17 protein-coding genes are annotated in these 18093 nt (G+C 72.5%); 10 read left to right on the forward strand and 7 right to left on the reverse strand.

Annotated elements, in window-relative coordinates:
• Nucleotides 1-187: 187 nt before the first annotated feature.
• From HNR01_RS25165 to HNR01_RS25190, 6 genes are all read left to right on the forward strand, one after another.
• Nucleotides 188-1075: an N-acetylmuramic acid 6-phosphate etherase gene (locus tag HNR01_RS25165; protein WP_183670512.1), complete on the forward strand. Its 888-nt coding sequence runs from the start codon at nucleotides 188-190 to the stop codon at nucleotides 1073-1075.
• The gene (locus tag HNR01_RS25170; RefSeq protein WP_183670514.1) at nucleotides 1072-2085 is read left to right on the forward strand and encodes an SIS domain-containing protein; all 1014 of its coding nucleotides are present in this window, start codon (nucleotides 1072-1074) and stop codon (nucleotides 2083-2085) included. The genes HNR01_RS25165 and HNR01_RS25170 overlap by 4 nt, the downstream gene beginning before the upstream one ends.
• 103 nt (nucleotides 2086-2188) lie before the next feature.
• The gene (gene nagA / locus HNR01_RS25175) at nucleotides 2189-3346 is read left to right on the forward strand and encodes an N-acetylglucosamine-6-phosphate deacetylase (RefSeq protein WP_183670537.1); all 1158 of its coding nucleotides are present in this window, start codon (nucleotides 2189-2191) and stop codon (nucleotides 3344-3346) included.
• Nucleotides 3347-3625: 279 nt separating this feature from the next.
• Nucleotides 3626-5533, forward strand: coding sequence for a glycoside hydrolase family 15 protein (locus HNR01_RS25180; protein WP_183670516.1), 1908 nt, complete (start codon nucleotides 3626-3628; stop codon nucleotides 5531-5533).
• Nucleotides 5534-5627: 94 nt separating this feature from the next.
• On the forward strand, nucleotides 5628-5876 hold the full coding sequence (locus HNR01_RS25185; RefSeq protein WP_183670518.1) for a hypothetical protein: 249 nt from the start codon (nucleotides 5628-5630) through the stop codon (nucleotides 5874-5876).
• A gap of 82 nt (nucleotides 5877-5958) precedes the next feature.
• Entirely contained in the window at nucleotides 5959-6366 is a 408-nt protein-coding gene (locus tag HNR01_RS25190; RefSeq protein WP_017483788.1) for a PilZ domain-containing protein, read from the forward strand.
• A 19-nt stretch (nucleotides 6367-6385) separates the two neighbouring features.
• Here the strand turns inward: HNR01_RS25190 and HNR01_RS25195 are convergent, their stop codons facing one another.
• Nucleotides 6386-6817, reverse strand: a complete 432-nt coding sequence (locus tag HNR01_RS25195; RefSeq protein ID WP_153875901.1) for an HIT family protein — start codon at nucleotides 6815-6817, stop codon at nucleotides 6386-6388.
• 131 nt (nucleotides 6818-6948) lie between these two features.
• Here HNR01_RS25195 and HNR01_RS25200 point away from each other — a divergent pair, with 131 nt between their 5' ends.
• On the forward strand, nucleotides 6949-7971 hold the full coding sequence (locus tag HNR01_RS25200) for a cation diffusion facilitator family transporter (RefSeq protein ID WP_183670520.1): 1023 nt from the start codon (nucleotides 6949-6951) through the stop codon (nucleotides 7969-7971).
• A 4-nt stretch (nucleotides 7972-7975) separates the two neighbouring features.
• Here the strand turns inward: HNR01_RS25200 and ada are convergent, their stop codons facing one another.
• From ada to HNR01_RS25215, 3 genes are all read right to left on the reverse strand, one after another.
• Nucleotides 7976-9061 (reverse strand): bifunctional DNA-binding transcriptional regulator/O6-methylguanine-DNA methyltransferase Ada, encoded by a 1086-nt coding sequence (gene ada / locus HNR01_RS25205; RefSeq protein WP_183670521.1) that lies wholly within the window; start codon nucleotides 9059-9061, stop codon nucleotides 7976-7978.
• Nucleotides 9062-9196: 135 nt separating this feature from the next.
• Nucleotides 9197-10354 carry a M20 aminoacylase family protein gene (locus HNR01_RS25210; protein WP_153875898.1) on the reverse strand — a complete coding sequence of 386 codons (1158 nt, stop codon included), beginning with the start codon at nucleotides 10352-10354 and terminating at the stop codon, nucleotides 9197-9199.
• A complete protein-coding gene (locus tag HNR01_RS25215) occupies nucleotides 10351-11571 on the reverse strand; it encodes a GNAT family N-acetyltransferase (RefSeq protein ID WP_183670523.1) in 1221 nt (406 codons plus the stop codon). The genes HNR01_RS25210 and HNR01_RS25215 overlap by 4 nt, the downstream gene beginning before the upstream one ends.
• A gap of 160 nt (nucleotides 11572-11731) precedes the next feature.
• Here HNR01_RS25215 and HNR01_RS25220 point away from each other — a divergent pair, with 160 nt between their 5' ends.
• The gene (locus HNR01_RS25220; RefSeq protein ID WP_183670539.1) at nucleotides 11732-12469 is read left to right on the forward strand and encodes an SOS response-associated peptidase; all 738 of its coding nucleotides are present in this window, start codon (nucleotides 11732-11734) and stop codon (nucleotides 12467-12469) included.
• Between the two features lie 13 nt (nucleotides 12470-12482).
• On the opposite strand, the gene HNR01_RS25225 is transcribed toward HNR01_RS25220, so the two are convergent.
• Complete coding sequence (locus HNR01_RS25225; RefSeq protein ID WP_183670525.1) at nucleotides 12483-13478, reverse strand: alginate O-acetyltransferase AlgX-related protein; 996 nt, start codon at nucleotides 13476-13478, stop codon at nucleotides 12483-12485.
• A 206-nt stretch (nucleotides 13479-13684) separates the two neighbouring features.
• Here HNR01_RS25225 and HNR01_RS25230 point away from each other — a divergent pair, with 206 nt between their 5' ends.
• The gene (locus tag HNR01_RS25230) at nucleotides 13685-14929 is read left to right on the forward strand and encodes a glycosyltransferase family 61 protein (protein WP_183670527.1); all 1245 of its coding nucleotides are present in this window, start codon (nucleotides 13685-13687) and stop codon (nucleotides 14927-14929) included.
• A 71-nt stretch (nucleotides 14930-15000) separates the two neighbouring features.
• On the opposite strand, the gene HNR01_RS25235 is transcribed toward HNR01_RS25230, so the two are convergent.
• Together HNR01_RS25235 and HNR01_RS25240 are read right to left on the reverse strand one after the other, a co-directional pair.
• Nucleotides 15001-16308 (reverse strand): class I SAM-dependent RNA methyltransferase, encoded by a 1308-nt coding sequence (locus tag HNR01_RS25235; protein ID WP_183670529.1) that lies wholly within the window; start codon nucleotides 16306-16308, stop codon nucleotides 15001-15003.
• Nucleotide 16309: 1 nt separating this feature from the next.
• Nucleotides 16310-17059, reverse strand: coding sequence for a TlyA family RNA methyltransferase (locus tag HNR01_RS25240; protein ID WP_183670531.1), 750 nt, complete (start codon nucleotides 17057-17059; stop codon nucleotides 16310-16312).
• A 247-nt stretch (nucleotides 17060-17306) separates the two neighbouring features.
• Here HNR01_RS25240 and HNR01_RS25245 point away from each other — a divergent pair, with 247 nt between their 5' ends.
• A complete protein-coding gene (locus tag HNR01_RS25245; protein WP_183670541.1) occupies nucleotides 17307-17912 on the forward strand; it encodes a superoxide dismutase family protein in 606 nt (201 codons plus the stop codon).
• The last annotated feature ends 181 nt before the right edge of the window (nucleotides 17913-18093 follow it).

Below are 18093 nucleotides of genomic sequence, written 5' to 3' on the forward strand. Positions count from 1 at the left end.
GCCGCCCGCGCGGCAAAACCGCGCCGGCGGCCGTTTTCCGTGACCAACGGAACCGCATCGGGGATCACCTCTTTCGAATGGGCGAGGGTGCGCTGCGGCGCCGAAGGCGGGACCGGATGAAGGCGATGCGGACGAGAGAGGCGCGGCAAGGGGCGTGGCAACGGGCGCGGCAAGGCGCGCGCGAGGCATGAGGACCGAGGACGCCAGCGCCCGCTACGTCGACCTCGACGCCTGGGGCGGTCTCGACATCCTCCAGGCGCTCTGGGAGGGCCAGCTCGCGGCTGTCGCGGCGGTGGGGCCGGCCCTGCCGGCGATCGACGCGGCGGCGCGGGCCGCGGAGCCTGGCCTGCGCGAGGGCGGGCGGCTGGTCTATGCCGGAGCGGGAACCTCCGCGCGGATCGGCGTGCAGGACGGGGCGGAACTGCCGCCGACCTTCGACTGGCCGGAGGCGCAGCTCGGCTTCGCCATCGCCGGCGGGGAGGGCGCCCTGCTGCGCGCCGTGGAGGATGCGGAGGATTCCGCCGCCGACGCCGCCGCCTGGATCGACCGCGCCGGAATCGCCCCCCGCGACGTCGTGGTGGGGCTCGCCGCCAGCGGCTCGACGCCGTTCACCGTCGAGGCGCTGAAGGCCGCCCGCAGCCGCGGCGCCGTCACCGTCGGCATCAGCAACAACCCCGAGGCGCCGATCCTGCGCGAGGCCGCCCACGGCATCCTCGCCGCCACGGGCGCCGAGGTGCTGGCGGGCTCCACCCGCATGAAGGCGGGCACGGCGCAGAAGGTGATCCTCAACCTGTTCTCGACGCTGGTGATGATCCGGCTCGGCCGGGTCTATCGCGGGCGGATGGTGGCGATGCGCGCGACCAACCGGAAGCTGCGCGCCCGCGGCGTCGCCATGGTCTCCGAGCTCGCCGGCTGCCCGGCGGAGACCGCCGCCGACGCCCTGACGCGGGCTGAAGGCGACATCAAGCGCGCCGTGCTGATCGCCGGGGGGATGAGCGCGATGCGGGCCGACGACCTGCTCCTGCGCCACGACGGCAACCTGCGCCGGGCACTTCGCGAGGTGGGGCGATCATGAGTGCGACGACCTTCATGGCGCGAGAGATCGCCGAGATCCCCGCCGCCGCCGAAGCGGTACTGGCGGCGGGCGAAGCCGCCCGCATCGGCGCGACGCTCAGGGCCAGGACATTCCCGTTCGTGGTGGTGTGCGGGCGGGGCAGTTCGGGCCATGCCGGCGTGCATCTGCGCTACCTGATCGAGACGCGGCTCGCGCTGCCGGTCTCGGCGGCGGCGCCCTCGGTGGTGACGGGCTATGCCCGCCCGCCGCAGGTCGCCGGGGCGCTCTTCATCGTCGTCTCGCAATCGGGCCGCTCACCCGATCTCGTCGCGGCGACGCAGGCCGCACGGGCCGGCGGCGCGCTGACGCTCGCCCTCGTCAACGATCCCGATTCGCCGGCCGCGCGGGCGAGCGATCTCGTCCTGCCGATCCTCGCCGGACCGGAGCGGGCGGTCGCCGCCACCAAGACGGTGACGAATTCGGCCATCGCCGGTGCGGCGCTGGTGGCCGCCTGGGCCGGTGACCGCGAGCTGGACCAGGGGCTTTCCGCCCTGCCGGAGCGCCTGAACCGCGCCCGCGCCCTCGACTGGTCCGCCTGGAGCGACGATCTCGCCGCCGCGCCCGCGGCCTTCGTCACCGGGCGCGGCCACGGCCTCGGTCCCCTGCGCGAAATCGCCCTCAAGCTCGCCGAGACCCTGCGCCTGCCCGCGCTCGGCTACTCGGCGGCCGAACTGCGCCACGGTCCGCGCGCCTCCGTCTCCGCCGCGACGCCGGTCCTGGCGCTGCGCCAGGCCGATCCGCTGGCCGAGGGCGTGGACGACCTCGTGCGCGATCTGACCGAGGACGGCCTGCGGGTCCATGCCTGCGGCGGTCCCCGCGGCACGCTGCCCTGGCTCGGCGACGATCACCCGGCCTGCGATCCCATCGCCATGCTGGTGCCGGCCTACCACGCCATCGAGGCCGAGGCCCGCCGCCGCGGCCTCGACCCGGACAAGCCGGCCGGTCTCACCAAGGTCACGGAGACGCTGTGATGATTCCGGATTTCGAGATGGCGAGCCTTTTCGCGGGTCCAGGGCAGAGCCCTGGAATAGCATCGGGGCGCTGCCCCGATCCCCTGTCAAAGGGGTGACCCCTTTGGGATCCCGGGACGACCGAGCGATCGGTGCGGAGCGCATCTTCGATGGCGAGCGGATGCTCCGCGACCGCGTCGTCGTGCTGCGCGGCGGACAGATCGCCGACATCACCGCCGATCCACCCGCGGACCTGCCCCTCGTGCGGCTGCCGGCGGGCGCGGTCCTGGCGCCGGGCTTCATCGACCTTCAGGTCAATGGCGGCGGCGGTGTGCTCCTCAACGACGATTCCAGCGTCGCCGGCATCGCCCGCATCGCCGCCGCACACCGGCAGGGCGGCACCACCGCGCTGCTGCCGACCCTCATCACCGACACGCGGCCGGCGATCCGGGCGGCGATCGAGGGCGTCGCGGCGGCGATCGCGGCGGGCATTCCCGGCATCCTCGGCCTTCATCTCGAAGGGCCGTTCCTGAGCCCGCAGCGGATCGGCATCCACGATCCCGGCCGTCTCGCCGAATTCGGGCCCGGCGACGCCGACCTCATGACCGGATTGGGGACGCGCGGCCTCACCCTGGTGACGCTGGCGCCCGAGCGGGTGCCGGCCGGCGCGGTAGCCAGCCTCGTCGCCCGCGGCGCGCGGGTCTGCGCCGGGCACACGGCGGATGCGGGTCCCGCGATCCGTGCGGCGATGGCGGAGGGGCTCACCGGCTTCACCCACCTCTTCAACGCGATGTCGCAGATCGGCCCGCGCGAGATCGGCACGGTCGGCATCGCCCTGTCGGAGACGGGGACGTTTGCCGGAATCATCGCCGACGGTCACCATGTCGGCGACGACCAGCTCCGGCTGGCCCTGCGCCTCAAGGGGCATGACCGGCTGATGCTGGTGACCGATGCCATGCCTCCGGTCGGCGATATCCGCGCGGACACGTCCTTCACCCTGTTCGGCCGCCGCATCGGCCGGACCGGCGACCGCCTCACCGGCGAGGACGGTACCCTGGCCGGCGCGGCGATCACCATGGCGCAGGCCGTGCGCCACATGAGCACCCGCGGCGGCGCCTCCCTCGAGGAGGCCCTGGCCATGGCCTCGCTGACGCCGGCCCGCTTCCTCGGGCTCGACACCCGGCTCGGCCGGATCGCCCCCGGCTTTGCTGCCGACCTCGTCGCGCTCTCCGCCGAGACGGACGTGCTGGCGACCTGGATCGGCGGGGAACAAGCCCCCTGAGCCGCAATTCGCTCCCTCACGGAGCCCGTCAGCCCCGGTTTTTCCAGGGAAAGTCGAGACACACGAGCCGTCCGCTTCGAAGCGGACGTTTCGTTCCGGCCATGGCGCTCCCCCTCGCCGGCGGCCCCGCGGCGGCGCGAGGCGCCAACGGCTGATGCGCGACGCGCCGCTCCTGAGCGGTGCCTTCGGCTCAGTCGCCGCGCCGCGTCGCCTGATGTCGCAGGGGCGAACCCCGCGCATCACGGAACGTTGGCGCCGCGCCACTCGACGGAAGCGACCGTGACGGACAGACCCATCGCCGACTACGCCGTGATCGGCGATACCTGCACCACGGCCCTGATCGCCCGCGACGGCTCCCTCGACTGGCTGTGCTGGCCCCGGCACGACGGGCCGGCGGTGTTCCTGGCCCTGCTCGACGGCGAGCGCGGCGGCGCCTGCCGCCTCGTCCTCGACGGTCTGACCGAAACCACCCGCCGCTATCTGCCCGGCACCAACATCCTCGAGACCACCTTCGTCACCGCCACCGGCCGGGCGGTGCTCACCGATTTCATGCCCCTGCACCGTCACGAATCCGTGCCGGAGGAGGGACCGGACGGCCGTGCCCAGGCCCAGGTGATCCGACGCCTCGCCTGCCTGTCCGGCCACGTCTCCGGCCATTGGCGGCTGCGCCCGAGCTTCGACTATGCCCGCGCCCCGACCGAGGTCGTCGCCGAGGGCGGGGCCGGCCTCCGCTTTCGCGGCGGCGGAGACAGTCTTTGCGCCCTCTGCGCCGTCGCGCTCGCCCCCCGTGACGACGGCGCGGAGGGCGCCTTCGCGCTGGCGGCCGGGGGGCGTGCCGACCTCGTGATTGCCCATGGCGACGGGGTCGGCGACGGGGATGGCGACGATCGCGCCGCGGCGGGGGCGGGGGTCCCCGACATGGTGGACGCCTCGCTCGCCGCCACGCGGGACTATTGGGAGGAATGGTCGGGCCGCTGCACCTACGAGGGCCCCTACCGCGAGACGGTCCTGCGCAGCGCGCTCACCCTCAAGCTCCTCACCCACGGCCCCTCGGGCGGGATCGTCGCAGCCGCGACCGCCGGCCTGCCCGAGGCGGTGCCCGGCAACCGAAACTACGATTACCGCTACGTCTGGATGCGGGATGCGAGCTTCACCGTCACCGCCTTCGTCAATCTCGGCTACGACCGCGAGGCGGCCGAGTTCCTGCGCTTCCTGCGCGAGGCCGATGCCAGCCGGGGCCGCAACCTCCACCTGATGTACGCCCTCGACGGTGCGGTGCCGCCGGAGGTGACCCTCGACCACCTGCGCGGCTGGCGCGGCATCGGCCCGGTCAGGATCGGAAACGCCGCGGCGGATCAGGATCAGTACGACATCTACGGCGAGTTCCTCGTGGCCCTCCATGGCTACCTGGAGGCGGTCGAGTATGACCCGCCGGTCAAGGTCAACGACCACCTGCCCGAGGCGCTCGGCCACCTCACCGGCCACATCCTGCGCGCCCGCCACGCCCCCGACCACGGCCTGTGGGAGATGCGCACGCGCAAGCGCCAGAGCCTGCACACCAAGGCGATGCTCTGGGTCGGCCTCGACCGCGCCGTGCAGATCGCCCGCTCCGATCCGAAGCACCGCCTCGCCGACCCGGCCACGATCGAGCGGTGGGAGGCCGCCGCCGCCGAGATCCGGGCGGAGTATCACGCACGCGGCTGGAATCCGACGCGCGGCGCCTACACCATGGCCTACGGCGCGGACGATCTCGACGCGGCGGTGCTGCGCGCCGTGCTGTTCAACGCCTTCGATCCGCACGATCCGCGGGTCGCCAAGACCCTCGAACGGATCAGCGAGGAACTCGGCGCGGGCGACCTCCTCTACCGCTACCGGATCGACGACGGGCTGGAGGGCGACGAGGCGACCTTCACCGCCTGCGCCTTCTGGCGCGTCGGCTGCCTCACGCTGGCCGGCCGGACCGACGAGGCGACCGCCCTGTTCGAGCGGCTGCTGACGCGGGGCAACGATCTCGGCCTGTTCGCCGAGGAGATCGACGCGGAATCGGGCGAGCAGCGTGGGAACGTGCCCCAGGGCTTCACCCACATGGCGGTGATCAACCACGCCGTCCGCCTCGCCGCGGCCGGCGGCGAGACCCGGACCGATGAGCCGGATTGCCAGGCGGAGCCCGAGGCGGTCACGGCGTGAGCGGCCCGGCGTGATCCGCGCCGATCGACACAAACCGGACCGATTGTCGGGTTACCCCGTGCATTCGAGGGTGCGGCGATGCGGAGGCGATCCGATGCGAAGCTACAACCTGTTCCGGCGCCGGGGCGGGGAGGCGCTCTTCTGCGCGGTCCCGGAGAGTTGCGCCGTGCCGCGCTTCGTCGGCGGACGCCGCTGGACCTTCGGCGGCCGGATCGACGGCAGCGCGAGCCCTCCTCCCGGCTTCGACGACCGCGCCGCGGCGACCGCCGTGCGCTTCAACGGCTTCTACCTGTTCCAATGCCTCGACGAGGACGAGACGCGGCGATCGTCCGACGAACCTTGAATGGGTGCTCGATCGCGTCGAGCATTCCTTAACGGCCGGCGTGCCAGACAATTCGGGCCGTCGGACGGGCCGGAGACCGATCATGATCAGCGAGAAGCGCCAGGAGGCTCGCAAGCGCACCTTCCTCAAGGGAAGGATCCACTTCAACAAGGGGGCGTCCAGCATGGACTGCCTCATCCGCGACTTCTCGGAGATGGGCGCTCGGCTGGAACTGAGCGAGACCAACACCCTGCCGGAATCGTTCGACCTCTACATCCCGCAGAAGGAGATGACCCTGCGGTCGAACCTGCGCTGGCGCCGGGGCGACGCGGTGGGCGTCGCCTTCCTGGATGCGCAGAAGCCGGCCTCCCCGGAGCCCACTGCGCCATCCGACCCGGCGATCGCCGTCCTGCTGCGCCGGATCGCCGAGCTGGAGGCCGAGAATGCCGGCCTGCGCTCCGTCATCGCCACCATGGGAACCGGGCTCGCGAGCGGAACCCGGCTCACCTGAGGCGACGCCGCGGGAAGGATCAGCCCGCGCTCTCCAGCGCCGCCCGGATGCGCGCGGCGTGCTCGGCCAGAACGGCGTTGTCGGCCATGCCGCCCTCGTGGCGCTTCAGCGGCACGCCGTCGTGGCGCGGCACGAGGTGGAAATGCAGGTGGAACACCGTCTGCCCGCCGGCCGGCTCGTTGTACTGGAACAGGGTCAGCCCGTCCGCGTCGAAGGCCGCCTTCACGGCGCGTCCGACCCGCTGCACCGTGCCGATCAGCGCCGCGAGCGTCCGGGGCTCGGCGTCGAGCAGCCCGCGCGAGGGCGCCTTCGGGATGACGAGGGTATGGCCCTCGCCCTGGGGCATCACGTCCATGAAGGCGAGGCTGTGCTCGTCCTCGTAGACCTTGTGGCAGGGGATCTCCCCGCGCAGGATCTTTCCGAAGATGTTGTCCGGGTCGTAGGGGGGCATCGCACGGTTCCTCGCAGAGATGGGCGGCAGGTTGCACGGGCCGTCGCCTCGCAGCAACCTCGGCCGCTCCGGCGGCGTTGTCGCCCCCGTGACGGCGGCGCGCCTGGGCGCCTGCCGCGCAGGAGCGGGACATGGCCGAGAGCACGGGTGCGATCTACACGGCGGCAGGCGCCAACCTCGCCATCGCGGCGGCGAAGTTCGTCGGCGCCTTCCTCACCGGCTCGACGGCGATGTTGGCCGAGGGCGCGCACTCGCTGGTGGACACCGCCAACCAGCTCCTGCTGCTGGTCGGGCTGAAGCGGGCGAAGAAGCCGGCGGACGCCAAGCACCCCTTCGGCTACGGGCGCGAGGTGTACTTCTACGCCTTCATCGTCGCCCTGTTCATCTTCCTCGGCGGCGGCATCTTCGCGATCTACGAGGGCGCGCACAAGATCGAGCATCCCGAGCCCGCCGCCGACGCGACCGTGTTCGGCTTTCACCTGTCCGGCTTCTGGACCAACGTCTCGATCCTCGGCTTCGCGATCCTGGCGGAGGGGTATTCCTGCCTCGTCGCGGTCAGGGCGTTCTGGGCCGAGAAGGGCGAGCGCAGCGCGATCACCGCGATCCACCGAAGCAAGGACCCGTCGCTCTACACCATCCTCGTGGAGGACGTCGCCGCGCTGATCGGCCTCGTCATCGCCATGACCGGCGTGGTGCTGGCCCACCTTCTCGACAAGCCGGCGCTCGACGGCTGGGCCTCGATCGGCATCGGCCTCGTGCTGATCGGCATGTCGATCTTCCTGATGATCGAGACCCACGGCCTGCTGATCGGCGAGGCCGCCGACCCGGAGGTGGTGCGCACGATCCAGGCGGCGGTGCGGGAGGAGAGCGCCGTGCAGGGGGTCAACGAGGTGCTGACCCAGCATCTCGGCCCCTCCGACATCCTGGTGAACCTGAGCCTCGATTTCGCCGACGACGTGCCCGCGGGCGAGGTCGAGCGAACGGTGGCGCGGCTGGAGAGCCGCATCAAGGCGACGAGCCGCGACGTCACCCGGGTCTTCATCGAGATCCAGGCGCGGAAGGCGCACGCCGCGGGCCATGTGCCGTCCGTTGCGCCGTCCGATGCGCCCACCGGCTCCGACGCGGCCCCGCCCGGTTCGGCCGTCCCGGCCTGATCCTCTACCGCTCGCCTCCCTCGCGGGCGAGCAGGGCCGCCTTGCGGGCCGTGCCCCAGCGATACCCCGAGAGCGCCCCGTCCGAGCGCACCACCCGGTGGCAGGGGATCGCCACGGCGAGCGCGTTGGCGCCGCAGGCCATGGCCACGGCCCGCACCGCGGCCGGCGCGCCGATGGCGCGGGCGATGTCCGCGTAGGTCGCGGTGGTGCCGGCCGGGATGCGGCGCAGGGCCTGCCAGACCCGCTGCTGAAAGGCGGTGCCGCCGATGTCGAGCGGAAGGTCGAAGGCGGCCTCCGGCGCCTCGACGAGGCGCACGACCGCCGCCACCGTCGCCGCGAAGGCCGCATCGCCGCCGACGATCTCCGCCTTCGGAAAACGCGCCGCGAGATCGCGCCGGAGCGTCTCCTCATCATCGCCGAGGAGGATCGCGCAGATCCCCCGCCCGGTCGCGGCCACCAGAACCCGCCCCAGGGCACAGCTGTCGATTGCGAAGGCGATCCGCTCGCCCGCGCCGCCCTTGCGGAAGGCCGAGGGGTTCATGCCGAGCCGCTCCGCGCCGTCCGCGTAGAACCGGCTCGGCGCGCCGTAGCCCGCCGCATAGACACTCTCGGTCACGCTTTTCCCCTCGGCGAGGCTGTCGGCGGCGCGGGCCGCGCGGTGCGCCTGCGCGTAGGTCTTGGGCGTCACCCCGGTCACGGCCTTGAAGGTCCGGTGGAAGTGGAACGGGCTCAAGCCGACGGCACGGGCGAGCGCGTCGAGGGTGGGCGGCGTCTGCGCCGCCTCGATCAGCCGGCAGGCGTGGGTGATTTTTTGCGCCAGCTGCCGGGATGGAGCGGCCTGGTCCGGCCGGCAGCGGCGGCAGGGCCGGAAGCCGGCCTCCTCCGCCTCGGCCGGGCCGGCATGGAAGGAGAGGTTGTCGGGCCGCGCTGCTCGCGACGGGCAGCCCGGCCGGCAATAGACCCCGGTGGACCGCACCGCGTAGACGAAGTGCCCGTCGAAGCCGGCATCGCGCGCGGCGACCGCCGCACGCATCCGCGCTTCGGTGAGCGGCGGCTCAAGAACCGGGACGGCTTCGAGATCGGCCAGCATGGGAAGGCTCCAGGAGAGGGGGATGCGGCGATCCTGACGCGGGCACGCGGCCGGCGCATCCCGTCCCTTGCTGTCGAATCCGGATCACGCGGCAAAATCCCGCTCCTTGCAAGCGGCGAGAGGGGCTGACGCCCGTCACGCGGCCGTGCGCCGCTCCACCATCCGCGCCAGGTAGGCGGCACCGAGCGGGATCAGGCTGTCGTCGAAGTCGAAGCTCGCATTGTGCAGCCCCGGTCCCGGCGTCGCGCCGAGCCAGGCATAGGCGCCGGGCACCGCCGCGACCATGTCGGCGAAATCCTCGCTGCCCATGCGCGGCACGGTGTTGGCCTCGACCTTGTCGGAGCCGAACAGCTCGGTCGCGATCTCGGCGGCGGCCGCCGCCTGCGCGGGGCTGTTGTCGAGCACCGAGAAGACGTCGCGCAGGTCCACGGCGATGGTGGCGCCGTAGGCCGCCGCGAAACCCGCCGCCAGTTCGCGGATGCGCCCCGCGATCAGCTTGCGCAGATCGGCGTCGAAGGTGCGCACGGTGCCGGCGAGGTGCGCGCCCTCGGGAATGACGTTGTAGGCCGCGCCGGCATGGATCTGGGTGATCGAGACCACGGCGGATTTCAGCGGGTTGCTGTTGCGGCTGACGATCGACTGCATCGCCTGGGCAAGCCCCGTGGCGATCACGATCGGGTCGATGCCCTGGTGCGGCATCGCCGCGTGCGCGCCGCGGCCGGTGATGCGGATGTCGAAGAAGTCGGCCGCCGCCATGATCGGGCCGGGCTTCACCTGCAGCACGCCGTGCGGCCCGTGCGGCGCGTTGTGGATGGCGTAGATCTCGTCGACCGGAAACTTCTCGAAGAGACCGTCGGCGATCATCGCGCGGGCGCCGCCCAATCCCTCCTCCGCCGGCTGGAACACGAATACGGCGGTGCCGTCGAAATCGCGGGTCTCGGCGAGGTAGCGGGCGGCGCCGATCAGCATGGTGGTGTGCCCGTCATGCCCGCAGGCATGCATCTTCCCCGGCACGGTGGAGCGGTAGGGGAGGTTGGTCTCCTCGGTGATCGGCAGGGCATCCATGTCGGCGCGCAATCCGATCCGGCGGGAGCCCGGCCGGCCCTGCAGCACGCCGACGACGCCGGTCTTGCCCAGCCCCCGATGCACCTCGATCCCGAATTTCTCCAGCTGCTCGGCGACGATCCCCGAGGTGCGGACCTCCTCGAAGCCGATCTCGGGATGGGCGTGGAGATCCCGCCGCAGGGCGGTCAACTCGTCGGCGTATTCACGGATGCGGTCGATCGTGTTCATTCGCTGGCGTCCTCGCAGGTCCGGCGGAAGGGCGACATCGCCTCGTACTCGGCGATGGCCGCGCGCACGTGGCGGCGCTCCCGCTTCAGGTAATCGGCGACGGCACGGGCCAGCGCCGGGTCGGCGATGTCGTGGGCCGAGTACATCGGCACCGGGCGGTAGCCGCGGGCGAGCTTGTGCTCGCCCTGGGCACCGGCCTCCACCCGCTTCAGCCCGCGGGCAATCGCGAAATCGATGGCCTGATAGTAGCAGACCTCGAAATGCAGGAAGGGGTGATCCTCGAGGCAGCCCCAGTTGCGGCCGTAGAGCGCCGTGTCGCCGATGAAGTTGATCGCCCCGGCGATCGGCCGGCCCGCATTCCTGGCGATCACCAGCAGGATGCGATCCGCCATCCGCTCGCCGATCAGCGAGAAGAAGGTGCGGTTGAGATAGGGCCGGCCCCATTTGCGGGCGCCGGTGTCCTGATAGAACGCGTAGAAGGCGTCCCAATCGGCTTCCGAGATGTCGGCGCCGGTCCTGTGCTCGACCGTGATGCCCCGGCTCAGGGCGTCCCGCCGCTCGCGCCGGATCGCCTTGCGCTTGCGCGACGCGAGCGCCCCGAGGAAGTCGTCGAAGCCGCCATAGCCCTCGTTCAACCAGTGGAACTGCTGATCCATGCGCGGCAGCATCCCGAGCGCCTCCGCCTGCTCGGCCTCCCGCTCGCGCATGAAGGTGGCGTGGATCGAGGAGGCCTCCGTCTCGGCCCGCAGGGCGCGCAAGCCCGCGACGAGGGCCGAGGCCGCGGCGTCGGGGTTCTCGCCCGGCGCGACGAGGAAGCGGGGGCCGGTGACGGGCGTGAACGGCACGCTCACCTGGAGCTTCGGATAGTAGCTGCCCCCGGCCCGCTCGTAGGCGTCGGCCCAGCCGTGGTCGAACACGTACTCGCCCTGGCTGTGGGATTTCAGGTAGCAGGGCGCCGCGCCGACGAGCTTGCCCTCGCGCTCGACGCGGACATGCAGCGGCAGCCAGCCGGTGTGGCGGGAGACGCAGCCCGCCTCTTCCAGCGCCGAGAGGAAGGCGTGGGAGGTGAACGGGTTGAAGGTCTCGTCGCCGGCGCCCAGCGTCTCGGGTGAGGTGGCGCAGGCGTCCCACTCGGCCGCGTCGAACCGGGCCATGCCCGGCACGGCGCGCACCTGCAGGACGGGCTCGGGAGCATTCGCCGTCGCGGGGGTGGTCATGGACGCCAAGGTAGAGCGGCGGTGCATGGAAGTGGATACCGGTCCGGCACATACGAGGCGCGACAAAACGGAAGTCCGGCAGCACACGGGCCAACCGCCGCTGTGACTCACGCGTCCGGACCGCTTGATCCGGCGCCCGCCGCACGACCATACCGGACGCATGTGCGGGCGCTTCTTCATCGGCCAGCCGCCGGAGGTCTACCGCGCCTTCTACGGCTACGGCGAGCAGCCGAACTTCCCCGGCCGCTTCAACGTGGCCCCGACCCAGCCGGTCCCCGTGGTGCTGCGCGAGCAGGGCGAGCGGCATTTCCGACTGATGCGCTGGGGCCTGTGGCCGGGCTGGCTCAAGGACCCGTCGGACTTCCCCGTCCTGTTCAACGCCCGCATCGAGACGGCCGCCGAGAAGCCGGCCTTCCGCGGGGCGCTGCGCCACCGCCGCTGCGTCTTCCTCGCCGACGGCTTCTACGAGTGGCGCCGCGACGGGGAGGGCAGAGCCGCGACGAAGACGCCGTTCGCCGTGCGCCGGACCGACGGCGCGCCGATGGCGCTCGCCGGCCTGTGGGAGCCCTGGATGGGAGCGGACGGCTCGGAGGTCGACACCGCCGCCATCGTCACCTGCTCGGCCAACGGGACGCTCAGCGCGATCCACGAGCGGATGCCGGCGATCCTGGCGCCGGAAGCGATCGGCGCGTGGCTCGACGCGGCGGTGGATGCGCCCGAGGCGGCCCGCCTCTGCCGGCCCTGCCCCGACGACTGGCTGCGGCTCGACCGCGTGAGCGAGCGCGTCAACAGCGTGCGCAACGACGAGGCCGGCCTGCCCGAGCCGGTGGCCGCGGAGCCGCCCGCCGGCCGTGCGGCTCCGGCGACGCCGAAGGCCGTTCAGGGCGAGCTGTTCTGACGCGACGTCCGCTTCAGGCCGCGGCGCCGCTCTCCCCCCTGAGCTCCGCCCCGAACCGTTCGGCGGCGTAGGCCTCCAGGTCGAAATCGTCGTCGGGGACGCGGAACATGAAGCGTTCGGCGATCTCGGTGAGCAGGATGTCGGGCCGGACCCGCTCGACGTAGCCCCAATCGACCGAGGTGCTCCAGACGAAATGCACCTCGGCGAACGTCTCCGCCAGCATGATGGTGAGCATCAGCGGCGCGAAATGGGAGTAGGAATCGCCGAAGAGAACGAGGCGGCGCGGGTCGCGCGCGGCGGCGTTGGCGTAGATCACGTGCGAGCCGACATGGAGGGTGTCGGCGCGGCCGGCCGCTTCCCGCGCCGCCACGATCGGGCTGGCGTAGCGGCGCACGGCGTCGCGCTGGATCTCATGGATCCGGGCCCGCTCCGTGCGGGGCGGATCGAAGCGTCCCCCCAGATCGCCGGAGATCTCGGTCTCGCGGGCACCGCGCGCGGCGAGATCCGGACAGAGCTCGGCCCGCAGGGCGCGGCAGATCTCGCCGTAGGCGAGGTGGCAGCCGGCGAAGGTCCAGTGGCTGTCGGTGCGGTAGAACAGATCCTCGCCCGACCGCGCGGCCCGCATCGGCTCGACGAGGTCGATGCAGGTCCGCCGCAGGACGCGCGTCGTGGGCCATTCCCGGAGCCAGCCCTTCAGCCGCGAGAACCAGCGGCGGCGCGGCAGGCCGCGGATCAGGCGGCGGGCCGGGGAGAGACGGTGATCGACCGCGATCCCGTCGAGGAAGTTGTCGTAGACGCTGAGCTTTTCCGGGACGACGACGTGGTGGTAGGCGATGCCGAGACCGCGCGCCCGCGCCGCGCGGGCGGCGATGCGCTGGCGCCACATCTCGGATTGGTGCGCCATGAAGCCCGACGCGTTGAACTGGGCGATGACATTGTTGCTGCCGGCGACGACGAACAGCCAGCCGTCCTTGCCGACGTGAATATGATCGGTGGCCGTGTCCGACACGCAGGTCCCGCTCTTCCTCAACCGTCTTCGCCGATGCCGAACGCGCGGGCGGGCCGAGGCTCCCTACAGGCCCCGGCGGCCCCAAGGCAAATGCGGCGGAGGGCAGGGACATGCGTCGGACTTCGCCCCCGACGATATGCTAGCCGTTGCTGCGATCTGCTTGAGTGGACGACGATCCGCGAGGAACGGACTTGGACGGGCCAGGCGTGAACAGGACGGGAGCGGGCGAGACCCATGCGCGGCTGATCGAGGACAACCTCGTCCTCACCTGCGACGCCGGGCGGCTCTATCGCGACGGGGGATTTGCCGGCGAGGCCGCCCTTCTCGACCGGCTGCGGGGGCGGGTGAGCCCGCTCACCCAGGTGCTCGGCGAAGTCTTTCCCGGCTTTCCCGCTCATGATCCCGAGCCGCCGCGCCTGTTCGGCGGCGCCGCCGCCTTCCGCGAGAAGCAGGGCGCCGCGCTCGCGGCCCGGCGCCCGGCGGGGCCGCCCTCGCTCCTGTGCGAGACCCGCGACGTCCGGCTCGCGGGCAACGCCCTGTTCCACGTGGCGGACGGTCGGCCGCAGGTGCTGTTCGAGACCTATCGGCCGCAGGAGCGGCACGTGGTGCCCGGTCCCGGCCTCGATTTCCTGCCAGTGGACGAGACCGTCGCGGCGCCGGGCCCCGTCTTCCTCGTCAATTCGGCGGGCTCGTTCAACTACGGCCACTGGCTCATCGACGACCTGCCCCGCCTGCGCGCGCTCGACGGGCTGCGCGCGCACCGTCCCGGGGAGCCGATCACCGTGGCGCTGGTGTCCTACTTCCCGCATATCGATGCGGCCCGGCGCGCCTCCATCGAGCTCCTTCTGGGCCGGCGAAGCGGCCTCTCGATCCGCTTCCTCGACCGGTCCAAGTCCTACCACTTCGCCCGCCTGCACCATGCCACGCCGTGCAGCCTGCCGAGCACGGGCAAGTCTCCGTACGCGCTGCGCTTCCTCACCCAACAGGTGCGCGCGCGGACGCGGCTGCCGCGCGCGCTGTTCGGGATCCGGCAACTCACCGGGCGGGGCCGACGCCTGTTCGTCGACCGTCATCCGGGGCGGGGGCGGGGCCTCGCCAACCGCGAGGCGGTGCTCGGCGTGCTGCGCGGCCTCGGCTTCGAGGTCTTCGATCCCGAACTCACCAGCGTGCGGCAGCAGGCGGTTCGCTTCTCGGGGGCCGAGATCGTGGTCGGCATCGCCGGGGCGGGCATGGCCAACACGGTGTTCTGCCGGCCCGGCACGCCGGTCATCCACCTCGTGCCGGAGGGCTGGGAGGACCCCTTCTACGGCGAGATCGCCACCGCCTGCGGCCAGGGCTACGCGGCGGTGTTCGGCCCGCGGATCCCGTCCGAGGGACCCGAATATCTGCGGGATTTCGCGATCGACCCCGAGCCCCTGCGCGAGGCCCTCGCGGCCGCGGGTCTGCGATAAGGTTCCGGGATTCCAGAGGGATCATCCCTTTGGCGGGAGGCCAGGGCGGAGCCCCGGCCTCCTTCCGGGACTCAGCGCGGGCGCCGCAACGTCCGTCCGGCGGGCTTGCGCGCCGCCTTGCGGAAGACCCCGACCAGCTCGACATGGGCCGACCACGCGAACTGATCGACCGGCGTGACCCGCTCCAGCTGGTAGCCGCCGGCGATCAGGGTCGCCGCGTCGCGGGCGAAGGTGCCGGGATCGCAGGCGACGCCGACGACGAGGGGCACCTTCGATTCCGCGATCCGGCGGGCCTGCGCCTCGGCCCCCGCCCGGGGCGGATCGAACACCACGGCGTCGAGGGCATCGAGCTCCGGCCCGAGCAGGGGGCGGCGGAACAGGTCGCGGGCCTCCGCCGTGATCCGGGCGAAGCCGGCCCCGGCCCGGTAGGCGCGGGTGAGGCTGGTGATCGCCGCCGCCTCGCCCTCGACGGCGTGGACCTCGCGGCCTCCCGCGGCAAGCGCCAGGGCGAAGGGGCCGCTGCCGCAGAACAGATCGTCGACGCGGCGCACCTTGGCCTTGCCCTCGTCCATCGCCTCCAGAACCAGGGCGGTCAGAGCCGCCTCGCCGGCCTGCGTCGCCTGGAGGAAGCCGCCGGGCGGGGGCACGCGCCGGGTCGGGCCCTCGCCAACGGCCGGCGGGCGGCGCTCCACCACGACGTCGCCGTGGATCGAGAGCCGGGCGAGGTCGAGCTCGCCGGCGAGCCGGGTGAGCACGCCGCGCACGCCCTCGCTCACCGTGCCGTGGCCGCGGATGTCGATGTCGAGGCCGGTGACGGTGGCGGTGGCGGCGACGTCGAGCGGCTTGCGGCCGTGCCCGAGCGGGGCGGCCAGCGCCTGCGCCACCGCGGGCGCCCGATGCAGGGCCGGCACGGTGATCGGGCAATGGTCGATCGCCACCAACGCGTGGCTGCGCGCCGCCATCAGCCCGGCCTCGGCCCGGCCCTCGATCTCGCGCACGTGCAGGGTGATCCGCCGCCGGCCGGCCCCGCGGGCGTCGAGGAGCGGTCTCAGATCGGTCTCGATGCGCGCCTGAGCCAGGGCGCTGGCGACGATGCCGCGCTTCCACGCGGCGTAGGGGCCGGGCGCGAGGTGCTGCACGGCACAGCCGCCACAGGCCGAGAAATAGGGGCAGAACGGCGCGATCCGCTCGGGCGACGCCTCCTCGACGGCGACCAGCGTGCCGACACGGTCGCCGCGACGCACCCGCACCCGCACCCGCTCGCCGGGCAGGGCGCCGGGCACCGCCAGCCCGCCCTCGGTGAGGCCGTCGCCGCGGGCACCGAGCCGGGCGATGGTCAGGGTCTGTTCGACCGGGGATTCTTCGGCAATGTCGGACATGTCATTCATCTTGAGCGGAGCGCCTCGCGGCGACCAGAAACTCGCGGTTGCCGTCGCCGCCCTCGATCGGGGAGGGGATCGGTCCCGACACGGTGAAGCCGAGACCGACGAGCACGGCGCGCACGCCCTCGCAAACCTCGGCATGGACATCCGCATCGCGCACGATGCCGCCGCGGCCGACCCGCTCGCGGCCCGCCTCGAATTGCGGCTTGATCAGCGCGGCGATGGCCGCCTCTTCGGCGAGCTGCGCCGCCACCGCCGGCAGGACCAGCCGCAGACCGATGAAGCTGACATCGATGGTGGCCAGACGCGGCGCGGGCCGGATCGCGCCCGGGGGAAGGGCGCGGATGTCGGTGCCCTCCAGACTGGTCACCCGTGGGTCGGCGCGCAAGGCGGCGTCGAGCTGGTCGCGGCCGACATCGACGGCGTGGACATGGGCGGCACCCCGCCGCAGCAGCACGTCGGTGAAGCCGCCGGTCGAAGCGCCGACATCGAGGCAGGTCAGGCCGGCGGGTTCGAGGCCGAAGGCGTCGAGCGCCGCCGCGAGCTTGAGACCGCCGCGGGAGACGTAGGGGTGGGGGGCCGAGGCCTCGATCCGCGCATCCGCGCCGATCGGGTCCGAGGGACGTGTGACGAGGCAGCCGTCGGCCCGGACCAAGCCGGCCTCGATCGCCGCCCGCGCCTGCGCCCGGCTGCGGAAATGCCCGTGCTCGACCAGGAACCGGTCGGCCCGCAGCCGCTCGCCCGTCATCGGATCTCCCTTCCGGAAAACGCCCGGCCGCGTCATGGTGTTCGAGATGGAGCGGCCCATCCCCTGTCGGAAGGTGCCGCTTCGCGTTACCTACAGCATCGCCCGGGACGGGGCGTGCCGGCTCGTCCGAACAGGGCGTGCCCGATCCGCCGGCCGCGGTAGCCCGGATCTCGCACCGCCTCAAGCGGTGGCGCGGAGCCGGCCGGGGTGCAGCAACGGAGTGAGTCAGTTCATGAGAGGTGCCATCATGCGAGGGGCCACGACGCCTGCCAATCGACGCCTTCGGCTTGCGATTCCTCTTGCCGCGACCCTGCTCGCGGGCCTGGCCGGGTCCGCCCTCGCGCAGGACGCCAAGGAGGCCCCGAAGGAGCCCGCGCCCGCCAAGGCGGAGGCGTCCGGCGCGCCGCAGACCTACGAGAGCGGGATCACCAACGGCAAGGGCGAGACCATCGGCAAGATCATGATCCGCGACGGGGCGAACTCCCTGGTGATGCGGGTGATGATCGGGGCCGGCGGCCTGCCTCCGGGCTGGCACGGCATCCATTTCCACGCGGTCGGCGACTGCTCGGACACTGAGAAGTTCGAGAAGTCGAAGGCCCACGTGAACCACGACCAGAGCAAGCACGGCCTGCTCAACGCCGACGGCCCGGACGAGGGCGACCTGCCCAACGTCTACGCCAACGCCGACGGCTCGGTGAACGCGGAGGTGTCGAGCGAGACGCCGCTGACCGGCGAGGGCGGCCTGCGCGATGGCGACGGCTCGGCACTGATCATCCACGCCAACGAGGACGACCACACCAGCCAGCCCATCGGCGGTGCGGGCCCGCGCATCGGTTGCGCGGTGATCAAATAGTCTTTCAAGAAACCCTCCCCCTGCCGGGGGAGGGGCTCGAGCGGTTACCGCTTCAGGCTCACCACGCTGCCCTCGCGCTGCACCGCCTTCTCCGGCAGGGCGGCGCGGACGGCCTTGAGGATGCCCTCGGCGTCGAGGCCGGCCTCGGCGTACATCTTCTCCGGCTTGTCGTGATCCTGGT

This window comes from Methylorubrum rhodesianum, assembly GCF_014199985.1.
GTDB lineage: Bacteria > Pseudomonadota > Alphaproteobacteria > Rhizobiales > Beijerinckiaceae > Methylobacterium > Methylobacterium rhodesianum.